General features: G+C 64.4%; 20 protein-coding genes and 1 pseudogene. 5 read left to right on the top strand and 16 right to left on the bottom strand.

Annotated elements, in window-relative coordinates; all coding sequences use genetic code 11:
- Nucleotides 1-8: 8 nt before the first annotated feature.
- The 11 genes and pseudogenes from PARACOCCUSGL_RS0115510 to PARACOCCUSGL_RS0115460 all read right to left on the bottom strand — a co-directional run bounded on the left by PARACOCCUSGL_RS0115510 (nt 9) and on the right by PARACOCCUSGL_RS0115460 (nt 11983).
- Nucleotides 9-713 carry an outer membrane protein gene (locus PARACOCCUSGL_RS0115510; protein ID WP_010398476.1) on the bottom strand — a complete coding sequence of 235 codons (705 nt, stop codon included), beginning with the start codon at nt 711-713 and terminating at the stop codon, nt 9-11.
- Between the two features lie 211 nt (nt 714-924).
- A complete protein-coding gene (gene gyrB / locus PARACOCCUSGL_RS0115505; protein WP_010398473.1) occupies nt 925-3363 on the bottom strand; it encodes a DNA topoisomerase (ATP-hydrolyzing) subunit B in 2439 nt (812 codons plus the stop codon).
- 186 nt (nt 3364-3549) lie between these two features.
- Nucleotides 3550-3885 (bottom strand): DUF1491 family protein, encoded by a 336-nt coding sequence (locus tag PARACOCCUSGL_RS0115500; protein WP_010398470.1) that lies wholly within the window; start codon nt 3883-3885, stop codon nt 3550-3552.
- Complete coding sequence (gene era, locus PARACOCCUSGL_RS0115495; RefSeq protein ID WP_010398468.1) at nt 3878-4789, bottom strand: GTPase Era; 912 nt, start codon at nt 4787-4789, stop codon at nt 3878-3880. The genes PARACOCCUSGL_RS0115500 and era overlap by 8 nt, the downstream gene beginning before the upstream one ends.
- Nucleotides 4786-5475: a ribonuclease III gene (rnc, locus tag PARACOCCUSGL_RS0115490; RefSeq protein ID WP_010398466.1), complete on the bottom strand. Its 690-nt coding sequence runs from the start codon at nt 5473-5475 to the stop codon at nt 4786-4788. Before rnc ends, era begins: the two co-directional genes overlap by 4 nt.
- A 43-nt stretch (nt 5476-5518) precedes the next feature.
- Entirely contained in the window at nt 5519-6310 is a 792-nt protein-coding gene (gene lepB, locus PARACOCCUSGL_RS0115485; protein WP_369750423.1) for a signal peptidase I, read from the bottom strand.
- A 58-nt stretch (nt 6311-6368) separates the two neighbouring features.
- Nucleotides 6369-6788, bottom strand: a complete 420-nt coding sequence (acpS, locus tag PARACOCCUSGL_RS0115480; RefSeq protein ID WP_010398461.1) for a holo-ACP synthase — start codon at nt 6786-6788, stop codon at nt 6369-6371.
- Nucleotides 6789-6815: 27 nt separating this feature from the next.
- Nucleotides 6816-7550 (bottom strand): pyridoxine 5'-phosphate synthase, encoded by a 735-nt coding sequence (locus tag PARACOCCUSGL_RS20720; protein WP_040602219.1) that lies wholly within the window; start codon nt 7548-7550, stop codon nt 6816-6818.
- A 59-nt stretch (nt 7551-7609) separates the two neighbouring features.
- Nucleotides 7610-8401 (bottom strand): annotated as a pseudogene (locus PARACOCCUSGL_RS20715) (4-(cytidine 5'-diphospho)-2-C-methyl-D-erythritol kinase); the annotation flags it as partial.
- Between the two features lie 2 nt (nt 8402-8403).
- Nucleotides 8404-10242, bottom strand: coding sequence for a tetratricopeptide repeat protein (locus tag PARACOCCUSGL_RS0115465; protein ID WP_010398452.1), 1839 nt, complete (start codon nt 10240-10242; stop codon nt 8404-8406).
- 94 nt (nt 10243-10336) lie between these two features.
- On the bottom strand, nt 10337-11983 hold the full coding sequence (locus tag PARACOCCUSGL_RS0115460; RefSeq protein WP_010398451.1) for an electron transfer flavoprotein-ubiquinone oxidoreductase: 1647 nt from the start codon (nt 11981-11983) through the stop codon (nt 10337-10339).
- A gap of 280 nt (nt 11984-12263) precedes the next feature.
- Between PARACOCCUSGL_RS0115460 and greA the strand changes: the two genes are divergently transcribed.
- Together greA and PARACOCCUSGL_RS0115450 are read left to right on the top strand one after the other, a co-directional pair.
- A complete protein-coding gene (gene greA / locus PARACOCCUSGL_RS0115455) occupies nt 12264-12734 on the top strand; it encodes a transcription elongation factor GreA (RefSeq protein ID WP_010398449.1) in 471 nt (156 codons plus the stop codon).
- Between the two features lie 17 nt (nt 12735-12751).
- Nucleotides 12752-13690, top strand: coding sequence for a hypothetical protein (locus PARACOCCUSGL_RS0115450; protein WP_010398447.1), 939 nt, complete (start codon nt 12752-12754; stop codon nt 13688-13690).
- Here the strand turns inward: PARACOCCUSGL_RS0115450 and PARACOCCUSGL_RS0115445 are convergent.
- On the bottom strand, nt 13687-14274 hold the full coding sequence (locus tag PARACOCCUSGL_RS0115445; protein ID WP_010398445.1) for an N-acetyltransferase: 588 nt from the start codon (nt 14272-14274) through the stop codon (nt 13687-13689). The genes PARACOCCUSGL_RS0115450 and PARACOCCUSGL_RS0115445 overlap by 4 nt on opposite strands.
- Nucleotides 14275-14361: 87 nt before the next feature.
- Between PARACOCCUSGL_RS0115445 and PARACOCCUSGL_RS0115440 the strand changes: the two genes are divergently transcribed.
- The gene (locus PARACOCCUSGL_RS0115440; protein ID WP_010398443.1) at nt 14362-15138 is read left to right on the top strand and encodes an AzlC family ABC transporter permease; all 777 of its coding nucleotides are present in this window, start codon (nt 14362-14364) and stop codon (nt 15136-15138) included.
- Nucleotides 15135-15467 (top strand): AzlD domain-containing protein, encoded by a 333-nt coding sequence (locus PARACOCCUSGL_RS0115435; RefSeq protein WP_010398440.1) that lies wholly within the window; start codon nt 15135-15137, stop codon nt 15465-15467. The genes PARACOCCUSGL_RS0115440 and PARACOCCUSGL_RS0115435 overlap by 4 nt, the downstream gene beginning before the upstream one ends.
- Here PARACOCCUSGL_RS0115435 and PARACOCCUSGL_RS0115430 read toward each other — a convergent pair.
- From PARACOCCUSGL_RS0115430 to PARACOCCUSGL_RS0115415, 4 genes are all read right to left on the bottom strand, one after another.
- Complete coding sequence (locus tag PARACOCCUSGL_RS0115430) at nt 15452-16099, bottom strand: hypothetical protein (RefSeq protein WP_010398437.1); 648 nt, start codon at nt 16097-16099, stop codon at nt 15452-15454. The genes PARACOCCUSGL_RS0115435 and PARACOCCUSGL_RS0115430 overlap by 16 nt on opposite strands.
- A 22-nt stretch (nt 16100-16121) precedes the next feature.
- The gene (locus tag PARACOCCUSGL_RS0115425; RefSeq protein WP_010398435.1) at nt 16122-16274 is read right to left on the bottom strand and encodes an aa3-type cytochrome c oxidase subunit IV; all 153 of its coding nucleotides are present in this window, start codon (nt 16272-16274) and stop codon (nt 16122-16124) included.
- A 61-nt stretch (nt 16275-16335) separates the two neighbouring features.
- Nucleotides 16336-17358: an MBL fold metallo-hydrolase gene (locus PARACOCCUSGL_RS0115420; protein ID WP_010398432.1), complete on the bottom strand. Its 1023-nt coding sequence runs from the start codon at nt 17356-17358 to the stop codon at nt 16336-16338.
- Nucleotides 17355-19046, bottom strand: coding sequence for an acyl-CoA dehydrogenase (locus PARACOCCUSGL_RS0115415; RefSeq protein ID WP_010398430.1), 1692 nt, complete (start codon nt 19044-19046; stop codon nt 17355-17357). Before PARACOCCUSGL_RS0115415 ends, PARACOCCUSGL_RS0115420 begins: the two co-directional genes overlap by 4 nt.
- A 114-nt stretch (nt 19047-19160) precedes the next feature.
- Between PARACOCCUSGL_RS0115415 and PARACOCCUSGL_RS0115410 the strand changes: the two genes are divergently transcribed.
- Nucleotides 19161-20117 (top strand): L-threonylcarbamoyladenylate synthase, encoded by a 957-nt coding sequence (locus PARACOCCUSGL_RS0115410; RefSeq protein WP_010398429.1) that lies wholly within the window; start codon nt 19161-19163, stop codon nt 20115-20117.
- Nucleotides 20118-20135 lie beyond the last annotated feature (18 nt).

The following is a 20135-nucleotide window of genomic DNA, read 5'->3' as shown; positions in this document are numbered from 1 at the left end:
GCCCCGGATCAGAACCGGAAGTTCAGACCCAGTTTGATGTTGTGATAATCAGGGGTCGCCCGGGTTTCATAAACACCGTCCGACAGGGTTTCCTTGCCGAAGTTGGCATATTCGTATTCGCCGGTCACCGACATACGTTCGTTGATCTTTTTCTCGGCGCCCAGGCCGACGATGTAGCCAGTCTTGGTATATTCGTCGCGGATATCCGCGCCGTTGCCGGTTACCGAATAATCGACCTTGGCGCGAGCCACGCCGGCGATCCCGTAGACCAGAATGTCGTTGTCGAGGACATAGCCGGTTTTCAGGCGCAGGGCGAGGACGTTCTTGATTTTCGATTCGGCGTCATAGCCGTCGGTCAGGAAGTCGTCCGAGATGTTGCCGCCCTCAAAGCCCAGTTCCGGGCCGATGACCCAGCGGTCACGCTGCCAGCGATAGCCCAGCCGGATGCCGGCATTCGCGCCGCTCAGTTCCAGCGTATTGGGGCTGACGCCGTTGACACCAACCTCATCATCGCCGCTGAAGGCATAACCCAGCGTCAGACCGGCGTAAGCGCCAGCCCAGTCACCAACCGGCTGAGCCTCGACCACCGGGGCGACCACGGGTTCCACCACCGGGGCAATAAAGCCGCCTGCCGTCGCGGTCAGGGTCGTGCCGAGGGACAGCAGGGCCGCGAGCGAGGCGGCGAGCGGGGCGTTCATACGAACAGCGCACATGTCCACATCTCCTATGCAAAACGATGCCAGGGAGTATCGCGCCCTAAACATCCTGAATTGAGTTTTAGCTACGCCTCCAGCCGGATGGCCGCAAGCGGCTGGTTGTTACGACGATCCTATACCAGCCAATGCGCGGCATGATAGCAACACTTAACCGGAGATTGAGTAAAAAAACAGCGATTCGCCTGACAGGGCAAGACGATGACGCGGATCATATATCCAGATTTTCCACGCTCAGGGCATTTTGCTGGATGAAATCACGCCGCGGCTCGACCATATCACCCATGAGTTTGGTGAAGATATCGTCGGCCTCGCCCAGATCCTCGATTCGCACCTGCAACATGGTCCGCGCTGCCGGGTCCAATGTGGTTTCCCACAGCTGTTCGGGGTTCATTTCGCCCAGACCCTTGTAGCGCTGCAGCGACAGGCCTTTTTCCCCTTCAAGGAAGACCGCCTGCAACAGGCTCAGCGGGCCATGGATGGGAATATCCCGGTCCTTGCGGATCAGATGCGCTGTCGTGCCATAGATCTCGTGCAGCGTGTCGGTCATCGTGGCCAGACGCCTGCTTTCGGCGCTGCGCAGCATCGGGCCATCAAGGGTCCGGCTTTCCTCGACCCCGCGCAACAGGCGGGTCAGGCGGATACCAGCGTCCTGAGTCGGGCGGCCCGACCAGCCACGTTCATATTCCTCGGCGATCATATCAAGACGTGCGGCCACCGCGGTGGCGACGCCCTGTGCATCCGCATCGACCCGGCCCTGTACCAGGGCACCAGCAATCGCGGCCTGCTCGATGATATGCGCGGGGTAATGCGTCGGATAGGCGCGCAGGATGCGACGGGCGGTGCGCGCCTCTTCGACTATGCGGGCCAGGTCGGCCCCGGTGATCTGTTCGCCATTGCCAAGCCGCAGGCTTGCGCCCTCGATCCCCTGCTCGATCAGGTAATCCTCAAGCGCGGCCTCGTCCTTGAGATAGACCTCAGAGCGGCCGCGGCTGACCTTGTAAAGCGGCGGCTGCGCGATATAGAGATGCCCCGCCTCGATCAGTTCGGGCATCTGCCGGAAAAAGAAGGTCAGCAACAGCGTGCGGATATGTGCGCCGTCGACGTCGGCATCGGTCATGATGACGATCTTGTGGTAACGCAGCTTTTCAAGGTTGAATTCGTCGCGTCCGATGCCGGTGCCAAGCGCGGTGATCAGCGTGCCGATCTGGTCGCTGGACAGCATGCGGTCGAAACGCGCCCGCTCGACGTTAAGGATTTTCCCGCGCAGGGGCAGCACCGCCTGGTTCTGGCGTGAGCGGCCCTGCTTGGCCGAGCCACCGGCCGAGTCACCCTCGACGATGAACAGTTCGGACAGCGCCGGGTCCTTTTCCTGACAGTCGGCCAGCTTGCCGGGCAGGCTGGCGACGTCCATCGCGGTTTTGCGCCGGGTCAGTTCACGGGCACGGCGTGCTGCCTCGCGCGCAAGCGCCGCCTCGACGATCTTGCCGAGGATCTGTTTGGCTTCGGCGGGATTTTCCTCAAACCACTCGGCCAGTTTCTCGCCGAGCAGTCCCTCAACGGCGGGGCGCACCTCGGACGAGACCAGCTTATCCTTGGTCTGGCTGGAGAATTTCGGGTCCGGCACCTTGACTGACAGTACGCAGGTCAGCCCTTCGCGGGCGTCGTCACCGGTGAAGTCGACCTTTTCCTTGCGGACCATGGCGTTCGACTGGGCATAATTGTTGATCACCCGGGTCAGCGCACCGCGAAAACCTGCCAGGTGGGTGCCGCCATCCCGCTGCGGGATGTTGTTGGTAAAAGGCAGCACCGTTTCGTGGTAGCTGTCGTTCCACCACATCGCCACTTCGATGCCGATGCCAGCGCGCTCACCCTGAATAAAGATCGGCTCGGGCATGATCGGCGTTTTCGAGCGGTCGATGAACTTGACGAATTCGCGCACGCCGCCTTCGTAGAACAGCTCGGTCCGCAGGGGTTCGGCGGGGCGGTCATCCTCGATGATGATGCGCACGCCTGAGTTCAGGAAAGCAAGCTCGCGCAGCCGGTTCTCAAGCACCTTGAAGCTGTAATCGCGGTTCGAGAAAGTCCCGTCCGGCCGGTCCTCTTTCGATGAGGCCAGAAAGCGGACCTCGGTCCCCTTTTCGCCTTCGGCGGCGTCGCCCACGACGCGCAGATGCTCGACGGTATCGCCGTTTTCGAACCGGGCGAAATGTTCCTTGCCGTTGCGCCAGATGCGCAGCTCAAGCCAGTCCGACAGTGCGTTGACGACCGAGACGCCGACCCCATGCAGACCGCCCGAGACCTTATAGCTGTTCTGGTCGAATTTCCCGCCGGCATGCAGTTGGGTCATGATGACCTCGGCTGCCGAGACGCCTTCGGTCGGGTGCATATCGACCGGGATGCCGCGGCCATTGTCCCGCACCGAGATGCTGCCGTCGGCGTGAATTTTCACCCGCACAAAGTCGGCATGACCGGCCAATGCCTCGTCAATGCCGTTATCGACGACCTCATAGACCATGTGATGCAGGCCAGAGCCGTCGTCGGTGTCACCGATATACATGCCGGGGCGCTTGCGCACCGCCTCCAGGCCCTTGAGAACCTTGATGGAATCTGCGCCGTAATCGGATGTCTGGGGGGCGGGTTCGGTCATTGTCTTCTTATCCTGCCTTGGACCCACATCTTATAGTATGCGCCGCGCGGATTGTCACGGCAATGCCACAAGATTTGGGGATTTTCCGCGTCTTTCGCGCCCTCTTGGCCTGCGCTGCCGCTGTTTCGGGGCCGTAAGGGGTAAAAGCGGGGCTTTTCAGGGCCGTGATACCGCCCGGGGCGGGGGTCATGTCAGCCCGGTTTCATCCAGCAAGGTGTGGCCATCGCGGCTTTCGATCTCGATCACCCACAGGTCGGGGTCGCGGGCGGCGTTGCGGGAGATTTCGGCATCGATTTCAGGCTCGGTGGCCTCGTTCAGCTGCGTCCACAGCCGCTCGTCCGTCTCATAGTTCCATTCGCGGGTCCATAGGCTGGCGCGCCCGTCCAGAGTGGCGCATTTCACCATCACCGCGCCGGCGGTGTCGTCGCCACGTCGGGTGATATAGGCGGGGATGGTCGCCAGTTCCAGCCGACGCAGATAGGCTGCCACCCAGATCCCGGTGGCCAGCCGGGCCTCAGGCATCGCCGTCCCGGAAATCCAGGCCCATTTCGTTATAACGCTCTGCCTCGTCCAGCCAGTTCTCACGAACTTTGACCTGCAGGAACAGATGGACCGTGCGGCCCATGAATTCGGCAAGCTCGGCCCGTGCCGATTGGCCGATGGCCTTGATCGTTTCGCCGCCCTTGCCCAGAACGATGCCCTTGTGGCCGGGACGGGCGACATAGATCACCTGATCGACCCGCGCCGAGCCGTCCTTTTTCTCTTCCCAACGCTCGGTTTCGACGGTCAGTTGATAGGGAATTTCCTCATGCAGGCGCAGGGTCAGCTTTTCCCGGGTAATCTCGGCCGCGATCATGCGCATGGGCAGGTCGGCTACCTGATCCTCGGGGTAAAGCCACGGGCCCTGCGGTACCTCGCCCGCCAGCCAGTCCAGCAGATCGTCGCAGCCATGACCCTTTTCCGCCGAGATCATGAAGGTGCTGACAAAGTCGAAAGCGCCGTTCACCTCTTGCGCCAAAGCCAGCAGGGCCTCGGCCTTTACCCGGTCAATCTTGTTGATGACCAGTGCGACCGGGGTCTTGCCCGCGTGTTCGCGCAGCTGCTCAATGATCGCCTCAACGCCGGGGGTCAGGCCGCGATGCGCCTCGATAAGCAGCAAGACCACATCGGCATCGGCCGCGCCGCCCCAGGCGGCCGCAACCATCGAGCGGTCAAGCCGCCGCCGCGGACGAAAGATGCCGGGCGTATCGACAAAGACGATCTGGCTGTCGCCGCGCATGGCGATCCCGCGAATGCGGGCGCGGGTGGTCTGGACCTTGTGGGTAACGATCGAGACCTTGGCCCCGACCATCTGGTTCAGCAAAGTTGATTTGCCGGCATTCGGTTCGCCGATCAGGGCGACGAAGCCCGCGCGCGTTTCGCTCATGTCGTTCTTTCAATCTGTTCCAGCATCGCACCGGCGGCTGCCTGTTCGATGCTGCGTTTGGTGCCCTTGCCACGGGCCGCCGCCTCGCGGCCATCGTCCAGCCGGACAGTGATTTCAAACTCTGGCGCATGGTCGGGGCCGCTGCGCGATGTCTGGATATAGCGCGGCGGGCTCATCCCATGGGCCTGCGCCCATTCCTGCAGTGCGGTCTTGGCGTCGCGGGCATCCGTCTCGACATTGGCAAGGCGGTTGGCCCAAAGCCGCAGGACCACGTTGCGTGCTGCCTCAAAGCCCGCGTCCAGATAGACGGCGGCGATCACCGCCTCCATCGCATCGGCCAGCAGCGCCTCTTTGCGGCGGCCGCCCGACATCATTTCGGACCGGCCGAGTTTCAGCACCTCACCCAGCCCGATCTGGCGGGCGACGGCGGCGCAGGTCTCACCTTTGACGAGCGCGTTGTAGCGCGGCGCAAGCTGACCCTCGGTCGCGCCGCGGTCGGCATCAAACAGTGCCTCGGCGATGGTCAGGCCCAGAACGCGGTCGCCCAGAAACTCCAGCCGCTGGTTGTCGGGCCGCGCGGCGCTGGCGATCGAGCCGTGGGTCAGCGCGTGCCGCAAAAGATCGGGGCGCGAAAATTCATGCCCCAGCCGTTCCGAGAATGCGCGCAGGTCTGCCGATATCTTCATGCTCCGATCTTGCCACGGCGTGGGGCGCCGCAGCAATCTTTCCCTAGTCCACCGCCTTGAAGAAACGGTCGGCACGCCAGGTCCAGAAATACAACAGCGATTTGCCCGCCGACGAGAATACGATCCGGTCGGCCCGCCCGATCAGATATTCCGCAGGCACCATGCCGACGCCGCCCACAGCTGCCGGCCAGCGCGAGTCGCCCGAGTTGTCGCGGTTATCGCCAAGGAAGAAGTAGTTGCCCTCGGGCACGGTGAATTCGGCCGTATTATCGCCCGGGCCGTTATCAAAGATGTTCAGCACGTCATGGGCGACGCCGTTTGGCAACGTCTCGGTATAGCGGTCCTTTTCGCAGGCGCCGCCTTCGGGCACCGGCTCGTTGCGGCACTTGGGCAGGGTCTGCTGCGGGCCCTGAGGCTCATAGGGTTCGGTAAAAGTGCCGGCGGGCTGCTGGGGCACCTCTTGGCCGTTGATCCACAGAACGCCGTTCCTGATCTGGATGCGGTCGCCGGGCAGGCCGATCACCCGCTTGATAAAGTCGTCGCCGCGCGTCGGATGGCGAAAGACCACCACATCGCCGCGCTCGGGCTCTGAACCGAGGATACGCCCCGAGATCGGGCACATCGAAAACGGGCAGGACACCCGCGAATAGCCATAGGCCATCTTGTTCACAAAGAGGAAATCACCGATCAGCAGCGTGTCTTTCATGCTGCCCGAGGGAATCCAGAAGGGCTGGAAGAACAGGGTGCGGAACACCCCCGCAATCACCAGCGCCCAGAAGATGGTCTTGATGGTTTCCCAGATGCCCCCATCCTTGCGGGCTTCGCTCTTGGCCATGTCTGCCATTCCCTTCATCGGCAAGTCGCGCGTTCATGGGGTGCAGGCGGCTGCAAAGTCAACCCGTGGCAGGCTTCACGCTGTCGGGAAGCGCCTCGATCACCACGAAAGCCTGCGCCCAGGGGTGGTCATCGGTCAGCGTCACATGCACATGTGCGTGATGGCCGGGCGGGGTCATCGCGGCCAGCCGCTCGGCCGCCCAGCCGGTCAGCTCCATCGTCGGCTGGCCGGTCCGCAGGTTTCTGACCGCCATGTCCCGCCAGGAAATCCCCATGGCGAGCCCGGTTCCCAGCGCCTTTGAGCAGGCTTCCTTGGCGGCCCAGCGTTTTGCAAGCGTCGCTGCCTCATGTCGGCGGCGGCTGGCAAGCGCCAGTTCCCTGTCGGTAAACACGCGGCGGCGAAAGCGGTCGCCGTGGCGCTCAAGCACCCCGGCGATGCGGTCGATGTTGCAAAGATCCGAGCCTATGCCAAGAATCATGCGCCTGATAGCTCCTTCATGGGCGTGTCAGCCGCGCGCAGCGTCCATGCGCTCGCGCATTTCACGGATCGCCTGACCAAGACCCAGAAAGACCGATTCGGCGATCAGGAAATGGCCGATGTTCAGTTCGCGCAGTTCGGGGATCGCGGCGATCGGGCCGACAGTGTCAAAGGTCAGGCCGTGGCCGGCATGAACCTCAAGCCCCAGCCCGTGGGCTTGCACCGCCGCCTTACGCAGAGCCTCAAGCTCTTGATCGCGCTCGCTCAGCCGGCCTTCGGTATCATAGTCGCAATAGGCACCCGTGTGCAGCTCCACGACTGCTGCGCCGATGCGGGCGGCGGCCTCGATCTGCGCGGGCTCATGCCCGATGAACAGCGAAACGCGGCAGCCGGCATCGCGCAAGGGGGCGATGAAATCGGCAAGGCAGGCCTCGTTTCCGGCCACATCGAGCCCGCCCTCGGTAGTACGCTCTTCGCGTTTTTCGGGGACGATGCAGACGGCATGGGGACGGTGGCGCAGCGCGATGGCCTGCATTTCCGCAGTAGCCGCCATCTCAAGGTTCAGCGGCAGGCTCAGCGTTTCCATCAGCCGGTCGATATCTGTGTCCGAGATATGACGCCGGTCCTCGCGCAGATGGGCGGTGATACCGTCGGCGCCGGCCTTCTCGGCCAGCCTCGCGGCCCGGACCGGATCGGGCCAGGGCGTGCCGCGGGCGTTGCGGATGGTGGCGACGTGGTCGATGTTGACGCCAAGGCGCAGCATGATGTTCCCCTTGTGGATTTTACGGCAGGGTAGAACTTTGCCGGCGCAAGTCCAGACGCGGCCACCCACCAGTCAGGATTCGTCCCCAAGATGCGGTCGCGGGCAGCCTTTGCATCGGCGGCGCTGGCGAACAGGCCAAAGCAGGTCGCGCCCGATCCCGACATGCGGGCAAGCAGTGCGTCGGTGTCCCGGATCGCGGCCAGACAATTCGCAATCCTGGGCATAAGCGCGATGGCCGGAGCTTCCAGATCATTGCGGCAGTCGCGCAGAAAATCGACAAGCGCCTCAGCATTGGTGAAATCGGGCAGATGCTTGGGCATGGGTGGGTTGTCCCGTTGCCCAAGCGCCTTGAATACGGCGGGGGTGGACATGGCCGCGCCGGGATTGACCAGCACCACATGCAGGGGGGGCAAGGCAGGCAGCGGTGTCAGGATCTCGCCAAGGCCCTGCATCCGCACCGGACGGCTGGCAAGACAGGCGGGAACGTCGGCACCCAGCATCTCCAGCCGCTCGGGCCGGGCATCGAGCGCGCGCAGCACGGCCGCCGCATCAGCCGAGCCGCCGCCGATGCCCGAGGCGACGGGCAGGTTCTTTTCCAGCGTGATCCGCGCCTCGCGTCCAGCCAGTCGCGCGGCGCGCAGGCAAAGGTTGTCCGGTTCGGCCGCAAGACCCTGGGCAAAGGGGCCGGTCAGACTGAGCGACAGCGGACCCGGAGCGACCGTGACCACATCGCCCAACTCAAGAAACACCACCAGCGAATCAAGCAGGTGATAACCGTCCGGGCGGCGTCCGGTGACATGCAGGGTCAGGTTCAGCTTGGCGGGGGCCGCCTCGCGCCGGGTCAGGGGCATGGTCACTCGGCCCGGGTCGGTTCCGGCGGGGCATGAACTTCGGGCAGCTTGCCGCCGTTGGCCTTTTCCTCTTCGAGCACGGCGTCAAGGCCGCGTTCCAGCTTGGCGCGGATGCGGCGGGCCTCGTCCTCGGTCTCGGGCTTCAGCGACAGGGCGCGGCGCCACTGGATCTCGGCCTCGCGGTGACGGCCGGCCATCCAGTAAATGTCGCCCATATGGTCGTTGACCAGCGCATCGCTGGCCATGGCCGCAACCGCCCGCTCCATCGGTGCGACGGCCTCTTGATAGCGGCCAAGGCGGAAATAGGCCCAGGCCAGCGAATCAAGGATATAGCCGTCAGTAGGCCGCAGATCGACCGCGCGCTGGATCAGCTTGAGCGCCTCTTCCAGTTTTTCGTTACGATCGACGAGGCTGTAGCCCAGATAGTTCAGCACCTGCGCCGAATCAGGACGAATTTTCAGTGCGGCGCGGAAATCGGCCTCGGCTTTGGTGAACTGGCCCGAGCGTTCCAGCGCGATGCCACGCGCATAAAGCGGGAACCAGCGTGCCTCGGGGTTGTCCTCGCCCAGAAGGCTGAGCGCCTTGTCATAGGCCGGGATGGCCTGACTGAACTTGTCCTGCTGGCGCAGGATGTCACCAAGCGCGATCCAGCCCTGAGCCAGCTCGGGATGGGTGGCGGTCAGCGCCAGAGTTGCTTTTTCAGCATCGGCCAGCCGGTCGGCGCGGGCCAGCGCGTCGATGCGCGACAGTTCGGCGATTGGGCGCATTTCGCCCTGTTCGCGCAGCTCTTCGAATTCGCGTTCGGCAAGGTCAAACTGGCCGAATCCTTGCAAAAGCTGGGCGGCAAGCAACCGTGCCTCGCCCAGATCGGGGGCAAGATATTCGGCCAGCCGGGCATGGATCAGCGCCAGCGGGTCAGGCTCATCGCTGCTGGCCAGAACCGAGCCGAAGGTCAGAAAGACCTGCGCGATCCCGTCAGCCGGGGTGCGCACTGATTCAAAGGGCAGCGTCTCGCCCTTGGCCAACCGGTCGCGCAGCGCCACGAGATAGGGCTCTTCGGCAAAGCCGGGGGTTTCCTCAAGCATGGCGATGGCGTCGCGGTTGCGTTCCAGCTGCGACAGCACCTGCGCATGCGCGATGATGCCCAGAATATGGGCGCCGGTCGCGGGATCAGCCAGCAGCAGCTCGGCCCCTTCAAAGTCGCCGACCTGCGCCTTGGCCAACGCCAGATGGTAGTTCACCATCGAAGCTGCGCCGCGCAGCTTGGTCAGCTGCTTGAACTCGGTTAGCGATTCGCCGGCGCGGCCGGAACCAAGCTGCGCCCAGGCGTGCATCAGCCCATCGACGAGCACGGTGCCGTCGGACGTATCGCCTCCACGGGACGCGGGCACATCCCCGATGGCCGAGACAAGTGCGTCCCAGCGCCCGGTGCGCGCCATTTCGGTGCGCTGGACCAGCTTGGCCAGATCGGTGGCGCGGCCCTGATCGGACATGGTGACGGCAAGCGCAGTGGCCCGCTCCATCTCGCCGGTCGAGATCAGCGCGACTAGGGCGCTGTCCTGCAGATAGGGGTCGCTGTCTGCATGGGCCAGTGCCTGCAGGTAATAGTCGGCGGCGGTGGAAAAGTCGTTCTGGATCGCGGCCATGCGCGCCGCCAGATAGGGACCGGCCAGCCCGCGAATTTCAGGCGCGGGGGGCTCGGGGCGGTGGGCCGGCCGCTCACTGTCCGGCGCGGCGGGGGCTTCGGCCTGAGCAAGCAGGGGGGCAGCCATGGCGGCGCCCTGAGGCAGCGGCGCGGCGGTCAGCGCGATCAGCGCCAGCGGGATCAGTCTTGTGGTCACGGCTTGGGCCCATGTCTAGGCAGTTTGCGCTGAACCCTAGCCGCCGCAGCGTCGATGGGCAACGCTGCGGCAGGCATGTCGCACCTATGTGCGATCACATATTCGGGTAGTTTGGTCCGTCGCCGCCTTGTGGTGTTGTCCAGTTGATGTTCTGGCTGGGATCCTTGATGTCGCAGGTCTTGCAGTGGACGCAGTTCTGGAAGTTGATCTGGAAGCGCGGCCCTTCTGGCCCATCAAGCATCTCATAGACCCCGGCCGGGCAATAGCGTTGCGCCGGCTCGGCATAAAGCGGCAGGTTCACCGCAATCGGTACCGAGGGGTCCTTGAGCTTCAGGTGACAGGGCTGGCTTTCCTCGTGGTTGGTAAAGGAAAACGCCACGTTGGTCAGCCGGTCAAAGGACAGCTTCCCGTCAGGCCTGGGATATTCGATGGGCTGGAAATCGGCCGCCTTGCCGGTTGCCTCGGCATCCGTCTTGCCGTGTTTCCAGGTGCCAAGGGGGTTCCAGCCGGTCAGGTTTGCCACCCACATGTCAAAGCCGCCAAGCGCAAGGCTGGCCCAAAGGCCCAGTTTCGACCAGATCGGCTTGACGTTGCGCACCGGCTTGAGATCGCGGGCGATGGGACCCGAACGGACGTCGGCCTCATATTCGGCAAGCTCGTCGCCCGCGCGGCCCGCGGCGATGGCGGCGGCTGCGGCCTCGGCTGCGGCGATGCCCGACAGCATGGCGTTGTGGTTGCCCTTGATGCGCGGCACGTTCACCAGACCGGCCGAACAGCCAAGCAGAGCCGCCCCCGGGACAGTCAGTTTCGGGATCGACTGCCAGCCGCCCTCGGAAATCGCGCGGGCACCATAGGCGACGCGCTTGCCGCCTTCGAGCAGGTCAGCGACCAGCGGATGATGCTTGAACCGCTGGAACTCCATATAAGGATAAAGGTGCGGGTTGGCGTAGTTCAGGTGGACGACAAAGCCGACAAGCACCTGATTACCCTCAAGGTGATAGATGAAGCTGCCGCCGCCTGCGTTTTTGCCCAGCGGCCAGCCCATCGTGTGGGTGACCTTGCCCGGCCTGGCCTTGGAGGGCTCGATCTCCCAGATCTCTTTCATGCCGATGCCGAATTTCTGCGGTTCATGCCCGGCAGAGAGGCTGTATTTATTGATCAGCTCCTTGGCGAGACTGCCGCGCACGCCCTCGGCGATCAGCACATATTTGCCGCGCAGTTCCATGCCGGGCTCATAGGACGGGCCGGGGGTGCCGTCGGCCTCAAGCCCCATTTCACCCGCAACGACGCCGACGACGCGGTCGCCCTCATAGACCAGTTGCGAACAGGCCATGCCGGGGAAGATCTCGACCTCCAGCGCTTCGGCCTGTTCGGCAAGCCAGCGGCAGACATTGCCCATCGAAACGATATATTTGCCGTGGTTGTTCATCAGGGGCGGCATCGGCCAGTTCGGAACCCGCACCTGGCCCTGTTCGCCAAGGATATAGAAGTTATCCTCGATGACCTCGGTCGAGATCGGAGCACCTTTTTCGCGCCAGTCGGGGATCAGCCGGTCCAGCCCCGAGGGGTCCAGCACCGCACCCGACAGAATATGTGCCCCGATCTCGGACCCCTTCTCAAGCAGCACCACCGACAGTTCGGGGTTGATCTGCTTCAGCCGGATCGCAGCAGAAAGGCCGGCAGGCCCACCGCCAACGATAACGACATCATATTCCATCGACTCGCGGACGATTTCAGACATGGCTCGGCCCCTCAGTTATCCCTGGCTCGTGAATCTGCGTTGCACACCTAGCGCGTAATAATCTTGCGGGCAATCGTAACGCGACGCAGCATAATCAAACTGCGACCTCTTCTTAGGCGGCCTCTTGCAGAGTACTGGCGGCGGGGCTTGCAAGAAAGATCGGAACGATACACGATGCCGGCGGATTTTTCAGCGGGCGCCCTCGGCCAAAGGCCGGGGGCGTTCCAACACCTTGTTTCGCGTTGACTGGGGTCGCCTGGCTGCGACCGGAAGGACTGGAATGGAAAAGATACCGATGACCCGCGCGGGCTATGACCAGCTGGATGAGGAACTGCGCGAATTGCGCTCGGTTCAGCGTCCTGCGGTGATCCGCGCCATCGCCGAGGCCCGGGAGCATGGCGATCTGTCGGAAAACGCCGAATACCATGCAGCGCGCGAAAAGCAGAGCTTTGTCGAAGGCCGTATCAAAGAGCTTGAGGTGATCCTGTCGCGGGCCGAGGTCATCGACCCCTCAAAGCTGAGCGGCAGCATCAAGTTCGGTGCGACCGTCACGCTGCTTGACGAGGACACCGAAGAAGAGCGCACCTATCAGGTCGTCGGCGAGGCCGAGGCGGATCTGGAGCGCGGCCTTTTGAACATCCGCTCGCCCTTGGCCCGTGCCCTGATCGGCAAGGAAGAGGGCGACAGCGTCGAGGTGGTGACCCCTGGCGGTGAGAAATCCTATGAGATCATTTCGGTCCGTTATGTCTGACCGGTGGGGCGGGGCGCATGGATTCGCTTGACGCTCTGCGCCGGGTCGCGGTCGAACAGGCCCGCAACCGCTTGCTGATCGCCGGTGCGGCGGCAAGTGTTGCATGGCTGGCCTTGGCTGGGCTTTTCGCGCTGATCGGCTCCGATTCTGAAGGCGGCGCGGGCTGGCCGGTCTGGCTGGTCGGTCTGCTTTTGCCGCTGGCGTTGATCTGGCTGGCGGTCTGGTCGGCACGCAGCCTTCTGGCGCTGCGCCACGAGGCCGAAGAGCTGCGCACCATCCTGGCCCGCATGCAGGGTCAGGACCCGTCAGACCTCGGCATCCCCGCCGATCGCCATGATGCCGAGCCGCGCCGGACCCCACGCCGCAGCGCCGTCCCACCCGCGCCGCGCCCGGCAGCGGATGCGCGCCAGGCCTCGCTGGAGCTTGATTCGCCCCCCGCGACCGAATTGACCGCGACCGAACTTTTCTACGCCCTGAATTTTCCTGACGGCCCCGAGGACCGCGAGGCGATTCGCAGCCTGCGCCTGGCGCTTGCTGATCCCGGGATGGCCCGGCTGATCCGCGCCGCACAGGATGTCGTCACGCTGCTGGCCGGTCAGGGCGTTTATATGGATGAGCTTGAACTGGCCGAGGCCGACCCCGCCCTGTGGCGCCGTTTTGCCGAGGGCGCACGCGGAGAGGCGGTGGCTGAGCTGGCTACGATCCGTGATGAGACCGCGCTTGCCACCGCCGGTACCATGCTGCGCAGCGACGAAGTCTTTCGCGATGTGGCCCATCACTTTCTGCGCCATTTCGACCGCCTGTTAAGCCGTAAGGTTCAGGACAGCGATCCGCAGCTGTTGGCGGCGCTGGCTGAAAGCCGCTCGGGCCGGGCCTTTACGCTGCTTGCGCAAGTAACCGGTATGCTGGGCCGGGACGAGAGTGCGGAAGAGGCACAGGCCGAAGGCGACGCCTAGACGGCCATCCGTAGAACATGGGCAGGGGCCGACCATGGCCAGCCCAGTCTTTCCCGCCCGAGGTGCCGAAACCCGATCGCCTGCCATGCAGCCAGTGCGGCGTGGTTCCGGGCATGAACCTCGGCCCTCAGGGCAGGATACCCAAATTCGCGAGCATGGGCGGCAGCGGCTTTGACCAAAGCGCGGGCGATGCCGCGCCGCCGCCACTCTGGCCGCACCGCGACCCCGTCCAGTACCAGATCCGTCGTCTCACCCCCGCCAAGATACAGTGCTGTCGTCAGATGCCGCAGTCGTCCGCCAAACGGACCCCATGCGGCAACAAAGCCCCCGGCGTCCGGGCTGAGGAAGCCGCCATTCGCATCGCGCAGTCCCGCGACCCCGACAAGGCGGCCTGCCGGGGACAGGGCGACAAGCGCCTGTCCGGGCCGCATGGCGGTACGGATCAGCGCAACGCCCTGTCGCGCCCGGGCAGGCAGGGGCGAGATCTGCGCACCGAAATGACGCCAGTAGAGCGCCGCCACAGCGCCCTGCAATTCATCGGGGATGCCGCGCAAGATACGGGGTGGGGTCAGTGGTCCGGGCATTCGGGTCCTGATTTTCGGTCCTTGTATCGGCTCGCGGTTTTGGCGAAGGTGCGGCCAGCCATAACGTTATCTCGAGCCAGTTTCATCATGTCCGCGCAAGCCGAACTTGCGGCCAGTCCCCATCTGTCCCCCGAACAGAGCCGCGCCCTGCAGCGCAGCCCCGCACAATGCGTGCGCCACGGGTTTTTGCAGGCGCTGCCCTTTATCCTTGTGCTTATGCCTTTTGGCATGCTTTTCGGCGTCGTCGCATCTGAGGCGGGGCTGGATCTGGCACAGACCGTCGGCTTTACGGTGCTGGTACTGGCCGGGGCCTCGCAGTTCACTGCCGTCCAGTTGCTGACCGATCATGCGCCGGTGCTGGTCATCATCGTGTCGGCCATCGCGGTCAATCTGCGCATGGCGATGTATTCGGCTTCGCTTGTGCCATGGCTGGGCGCGGCGCGGCCGCGTGACCGGGCGTGGATCGCCTATGCGCTGATCGACCAAAGCTATGCGCTGTCGATCCAGCATTACGAAAAGCACCCGCGGCTGAGCATTGATCAGCGTGTCGGCTATTTCCTTGGCTCGGTGCTGGCAACCTGCCCGGTATGGGTGGTGGCGATGCTGCTGGGCTTTTGGCTGGGCAAATCCATCCCCGAGGACTGGGCGCTGGATTTCGCCATGCCGATCACCTTTCTGGCGCTGATCTCGCCCATGCTGCGCACCCCCGCCCATGTCGCGGCGGCGCTGGTTGCCGTTGTGGGTTCGCTGATCTTTGCCTTCCTGCCCTCAGGGCTGGGGCTGTTCGTTGCGGCACCGCTTGCCATGATCACCGGCGCCGTGGTCGAGGCGCTTATGGAGCGCAGAAACGGAGCGCGCCTGTGACCGGCTACAGTGACTCGACGATCTGGCTGATCATTGTGGCGGTGGGGCTGGGGACCTATGGGCTGCGCTGGTCCTTTCTGGGTATCTTTGGCAGCCGGCCGATGCCGATCTGGGCCCAGCGGATGCTGCGTTATACGGCGGTGGGCGTGCTGCCGGCTATTGTCGCGCCACTGGTCGTCTGGCCTGCGGCGACGCATGGCGAACCCGACCCCGCGCGGATGATTGCGGCGGTTGCAGCCGTGGCGGTAGGGGTGCTGACGCGCAACGTGCTGGCGGCCATCCTTGCCGGGATGACCGTCCTTTACACCGCGCTTTATTTCATGGCGTGAAGCTGGCCGTCCTTGCCATAACCGGCGATTACGCCGCTTTTCTGGCGCAAAAGCACGTCATGGTTATTGGCCGGATCGCCGTCCATATGGCGTTTTGAGGTGACGCCGGGCAGGGTCAGGAACCAGTTGCGCAGCTTGGTCACCGAAAAGCCGGTCGGTGCACCCTCAAAGCCCGGAACGCGGCGCAATGCCTGACCGGTGTTGACGGCGCAGAAGCTTTTGTTCGCGGCACCCTGCTGCTCGACCGAGCGGATCGCGGCATCGGCGATGGCCAGCGGCACCTGCACCGTGTCCTCGGCCACCCAATAGGTCGAGCGGGCGTGGTAATCGATGTAGAAATTCTTGAAGTTCGGGGTGATCCCGTACAGCACGTCATGGCGTTCGGGGATCGCGGGGTGTTCCCAGCTGCCGGCGGGGTCATAGATCACCCGCTGGCTGCCGTTGATCATCAGCGCGGAATGCCCGCCCTCGCCACGCGGGATGCCGATGACGCTGAACAGCGTGATCGAAGGAGGCTCATTCGAGACATAGCGGGCGCGCCGGACGGCTTCGTCGCTGGCCCATTTGTTGTCGGCTCCGCAGGCCGCAAGCACGGCTGGCAGCCCCAGCGCAAGGAAGGCACGCCTTTGCATGTTCGATTTTCCCCGGTCAGGTTCAAGCGTTGGTCAGCGCCAGGAACACCAGCACGACAATGGCCAGGGCACCAACCCAGGTCGAAGCCTTGATGAAGCCGGCAAAGGTCGCCTGCTGATGACGGATGTCCATTTCGCCGTGTTTGTGATCGGTGATTTCGTGATGCGAGGCCATGATCCTGTCCGTGAACGATACGATGCGTCTGGCGCAGGGATAGCGCAAGGTCGAGGCCGTGTCACGCCCCCCAGAGCACCGCTCCGCCCTCAGTCTTGCCCACCGGCCACACCCGGCCTGTGGCATGCAGGTGGTTGATGTGTCCGACTGCCTCGGCCAGTGCCAGGCCGAATTCGGGCTTGGCGATCGGGCGGCGATAGAGCAGGGGAAAGCACCCCACCACGGTCAGCGGCTCGTGCTGCAGTCCCTCGACCAGACGGTCAAGCGCGGCGCGCTGATTCTCGGCCAGCTGGCGCAGCCGGGTCGGCAGCCCGCGATAAGGCAACTTGTGGCCGGGCAGAATCAGCTGGTCAGGCCGGGCGAACTGCGCCAGCCGGTCGCAGCTTTCCAGCCAGTCGCCGACGGTATCGGCCTCGGGCTCGGTCGGATAGACGCCGAGATTGGGCGAGATGGTCGCCAGCATCTGATCTCCGCCGATCACCAGATCGTCGTTGAGCGACCATAGCGTGACATGTTCGGGCGCGTGGCCGTGCCCCATGCGTACCACCCAGCGCCGCCCGCCAAAGGCGATCTCCTGTCCCTCGTGCAGGCGGCGATAGCCGGGGGGCAGGGGCGCGCAGACATCGGCGCTGTTAAAGGGACGTTCGTGGCTGCGTTCCTCGATCAGTTCGGGTGGCATACCTGCGCGGCGCCAAAAGGCGATGGCCTGCGGGGTCGGGCGCTCTTGCACGTCAAGAATGCCCATGCGCGCGGTCAGCCATGCCGTGCGCGAGGTCCACAGCTCGGCCCCCTGTGAAAGAAACCACCCGGCAAGGCCGATATGGTCGATGTGGTGATGGGTAGCAATCAGCCGGCGCACCGGTGCCCCGGCAAGCGGCCCTTGCAGGATGCCTTGCCAGATTGCGCGCGTCCGCCGGGTATCCAGACCCGTATCCACCACCGTCCAGCCATCCGCATCGTGAAAGGCATAGACATTCACTGTATCGGGCTTGAATGGCAGGGGCAGCTGTAACCAGAACGCACCCGGGGCGATTTCATGCGCCTCGCCCTCGGGTGGGGGATTATGTGTCTCGCTGCGTATCACCCGGCCATCTGGCCTGACAGGGCTGCGTCGTCAAGCGCCTCAAGGTCCGAGACACCGGCGCGGGCGGCGGCCAGATCGGCAGAAAACTGCGGCAGGATGCGGGTGATATAGATGCGGGCCAGAGGCTTGTTGCCGCCCTGGGTTGCCGCGCGCAGGTGGTAATGCGCGCCAAGCACCCTGGCAAAGGCCGAAAGATAAGGCACCGCGCCGGCGAAACGGTCGGCCATATCGAGACCCAGCAGCTCTTGCGTCGCTTCGCGCAGGGTTTCGGCGGCCTGCCAGACCTGATTGGCAAGATCCGGTTCGGCTGGCTGCGCGGCCTTTGCCCCATCAAGGATCTCGTCCAGCAGCGCCATTGCCGCCGCTCCGCCGTCCGACAGTTTGCGGCCGACCAGATCCATGGCCTGAATGCCGTTCGTGCCTTCGTAGATCGCGGTGATGCGGACGTCGCGCAGATATTGGGCCGCGCCGGTTTCCTCGATAAAGCCCATGCCGCCATGAACCTGTACCGCGGTATCGGCAATGCGAATGCCGACATCGGTGCCATGGGCTTTGGCGATCGGGGTCAGAAAGGCCGCGCGCGCGGCCCATTCCTCTTGCCCAGTGGCGCGCGCCATATCCAGCGCCACCGCGCAGCCAAGACAGATCGCGCGGGCGGCAAAGACCTCGGCGCGCGAGGTGGCAAGCATCCGGCGCACATCGGGATGGCGGATGATCGGACCCATCTGCACCCGCTCGGCGGCATAGGCTGTGGCCTGCTGCAAGGCGGCCTCGGCCTGTGCGACGCCCTGCACGCCGACGCCCAGCCGGGCGGCGTTCATCATCGTGAACATGGCGGCCATGCCCTTGTGTTCTTCGCCCACGAGCCAGCCTTTCGCGCCCTCAAAGCTCATCACGCAGGTCGGGCTGCCGTGGATGCCCAGCTTGTGTTCAAGGCTGACGGTGCGCAGATCGTTTGCAACGCCCGGATTGCCGTTTTCGTCGGGGATGAGTTTCGGTACCATGAACAGGCTGATGCCGCGTGTACCCGGCCCGCCGTCGGGCAGTCGGGCAAGGACCAGGTGGCAGACATTCTCGGTCACATCGCTGTCGCCCCAGGTGATAAAGATTTTTTGCCCGGTGATACGATAGGTGCCGTCCCCGGCGCGTTCGGCGCGGGTGGTCAGGGCGCCAACATCCGAACCGGCCTGAGGCTCGGTCAGGTTCATCGTTCCCGACCATTCGCCCGAGATCAGCCGCGGCAGGTAAAGCGCCTTAAGCTCATCACTGCCGTGATGTTCCAGCGCCTCGATCTGGCCCTGCGTCAGCAGCGGGTTCAGTTGCAGCGCAAGACAGCCCGAAGCGACCATCTCGTTTACCGCCATGTTCAGCGATTGCGGCAGGCCCATGCCGCCATATTCGGGGTTGGCGGCAAGGCCGATCCAGCCGCCCTCGGCCAGCGCGCGAAATGCCTCGGCATAGCCGGGCGAAGAGCGCAGCTTGCCGTTTTCAAGCCGGGCAGGGGTCAGGTCGCCCGCGCGGTTCACCGGTGCGATTACCTCGGTCGCAAGCTTGCCCGCCTCGGTCAGGATCGCGGTCGCGGTCTCGGCTGTTGCTTCGGCAAAGCGTGTGGTGGCGGACAGGTCCGGAAAGGACACGATCCTGTTCAGGATGAACTCGATCTGTTCGACCGGGGCTTGATAGGCCATCCGCGCTGTCTCCCTCTGGCGCCTTGGCAAACCCTGTTGCGGCGCGTAACTGATCCTTTGGGTCTCGATCATATTTGTGGGCCCACGCCCATCAACCACAACCCGACGTAACGAATGCATACCGAGATACTAGGTCATGACCTTCGGGGGCTGCGCGCCGCGGCCGAACTGCTGGCGCGGGGCGAACTGGTCGCCATCCCGACCGAGACGGTCTATGGCCTTGCCGGCGATGCGCGCAACCCCCTTGCCGTTGCGCGTATTTATGAGGCCAAGGGCCGTCCGTCCTTTAATCCGCTGATCGTCCATCTGCCGGATATTGCTGCGGCCGGACGTATCGCGGTCCTTGGACCCGAGGCACTGGCGTTGGCGCACAGGTTCTGGCCGGGCGCGCTGACGCTGGTGCTGCCGCTGCGCGAAGATTCGGGCATCGCCTCGCTTGTCACGGCAGGGCTCAGCACCGTGGCGATTCGCGTGCCCGCCCATCCAGCGGCGCAAGAGCTGTTGCGTACGTTTGACGGACCCTTGGCCGCGCCCTCTGCCAATCCCTCGGGCCGGGTCAGCCCGACCACGGCGGCACATGTCGCTGATCCTGACACCGGGCTTGGCGGGCGTATCGCGGCGGTGCTGGATGCCGGGGCCTGCCCGGTGGGAGTCGAATCGACCATCGTTGGCTGGACCGAAGGCCGCGCGGCCCTGCTGCGCCCCGGAGGCGTCGCCGCCGAAGAGATCGAGGCCGTGCTGGGTCAGCCCCTGTTGCACCCCGTCGCCAATCCCGATGCGCCGAATGCGCCGGGGCAACTGACCAGCCATTATGCCCCGCGCGCCAGCCTGCGGCTGAACGCCGACAAGGCCTTGCCGGGTGAGCTTTTGATCGGCTTCGGGTCAGTAACGGGCGAGATGACGCTAAGCGAAAGCGGTGATCTGACCGAGGCGGCCGCACGGCTTTTCGATCTTTTGCGCCGCGCGGATGAGGCAGGCCGCCCCCTTGCCGTCGCGCCGGTGCCCGAGCATGGGTTGGGCGCGGCGATCAATGATCGCCTGCGCCGCGCCGCGGCACCGCGCCAGACCTGATCGTCATTCAAGGTTCCC

Source organism: Paracoccus sp. TRP, from assembly GCF_000185925.1.
Taxonomy (GTDB): domain Bacteria; phylum Pseudomonadota; class Alphaproteobacteria; order Rhodobacterales; family Rhodobacteraceae; genus Paracoccus; species Paracoccus kondratievae.
Note: the sequence above shows the minus strand (reverse complement) of the source record. Positions and strands in the feature narration are given on the sequence as shown.

Coding starts and splice junctions, on each gene's coding strand:
- PARACOCCUSGL_RS0115510 (WP_010398476.1), bottom strand. CDS start 713: ATGTGCGCTGTTCGTATGAACGCCCCGCTCGCCGCCTCGCTCGCGGCC.
- gyrB (WP_010398473.1), bottom strand. CDS start 3,363: ATGACCGAACCCGCCCCCCAGACATCCGATTACGGCGCAGATTCCATC.
- PARACOCCUSGL_RS0115500 (WP_010398470.1), bottom strand. CDS start 3,885: ATGCCTGAGGCCCGGCTGGCCACCGGGATCTGGGTGGCAGCCTATCTG.
- era (WP_010398468.1), bottom strand. CDS start 4,789: ATGAGCGAAACGCGCGCGGGCTTCGTCGCCCTGATCGGCGAACCGAAT.
- rnc (WP_010398466.1), bottom strand. CDS start 5,475: ATGAAGATATCGGCAGACCTGCGCGCATTCTCGGAACGGCTGGGGCAT.
- lepB (WP_369750423.1), bottom strand. CDS start 6,310: ATGGCCAAGAGCGAAGCCCGCAAGGATGGGGGCATCTGGGAAACCATC.
- acpS (WP_010398461.1), bottom strand. CDS start 6,788: ATGATTCTTGGCATAGGCTCGGATCTTTGCAACATCGACCGCATCGCC.
- PARACOCCUSGL_RS20720 (WP_040602219.1), bottom strand. CDS start 7,550: ATGCTGCGCCTTGGCGTCAACATCGACCACGTCGCCACCATCCGCAAC.
- PARACOCCUSGL_RS0115460 (WP_010398451.1), bottom strand. CDS start 11,983: ATGTCTGAAATCGTCCGCGAGTCGATGGAATATGATGTCGTTATCGTT.
- greA (WP_010398449.1), top strand. CDS start 12,264: ATGGAAAAGATACCGATGACCCGCGCGGGCTATGACCAGCTGGATGAG.
- PARACOCCUSGL_RS0115450 (WP_010398447.1), top strand. CDS start 12,752: ATGGATTCGCTTGACGCTCTGCGCCGGGTCGCGGTCGAACAGGCCCGC.
- PARACOCCUSGL_RS0115445 (WP_010398445.1), bottom strand. CDS start 14,274: ATGCCCGGACCACTGACCCCACCCCGTATCTTGCGCGGCATCCCCGAT.
- PARACOCCUSGL_RS0115440 (WP_010398443.1), top strand. CDS start 14,362: ATGTCCGCGCAAGCCGAACTTGCGGCCAGTCCCCATCTGTCCCCCGAA.
- PARACOCCUSGL_RS0115430 (WP_010398437.1), bottom strand. CDS start 16,099: ATGCAAAGGCGTGCCTTCCTTGCGCTGGGGCTGCCAGCCGTGCTTGCG.
- PARACOCCUSGL_RS0115425 (WP_010398435.1), bottom strand. CDS start 16,274: ATGGCCTCGCATCACGAAATCACCGATCACAAACACGGCGAAATGGAC.
- PARACOCCUSGL_RS0115415 (WP_010398430.1), bottom strand. CDS start 19,046: ATGGCCTATCAAGCCCCGGTCGAACAGATCGAGTTCATCCTGAACAGG.
- PARACOCCUSGL_RS0115410 (WP_010398429.1), top strand. CDS start 19,161: ATGCATACCGAGATACTAGGTCATGACCTTCGGGGGCTGCGCGCCGCG.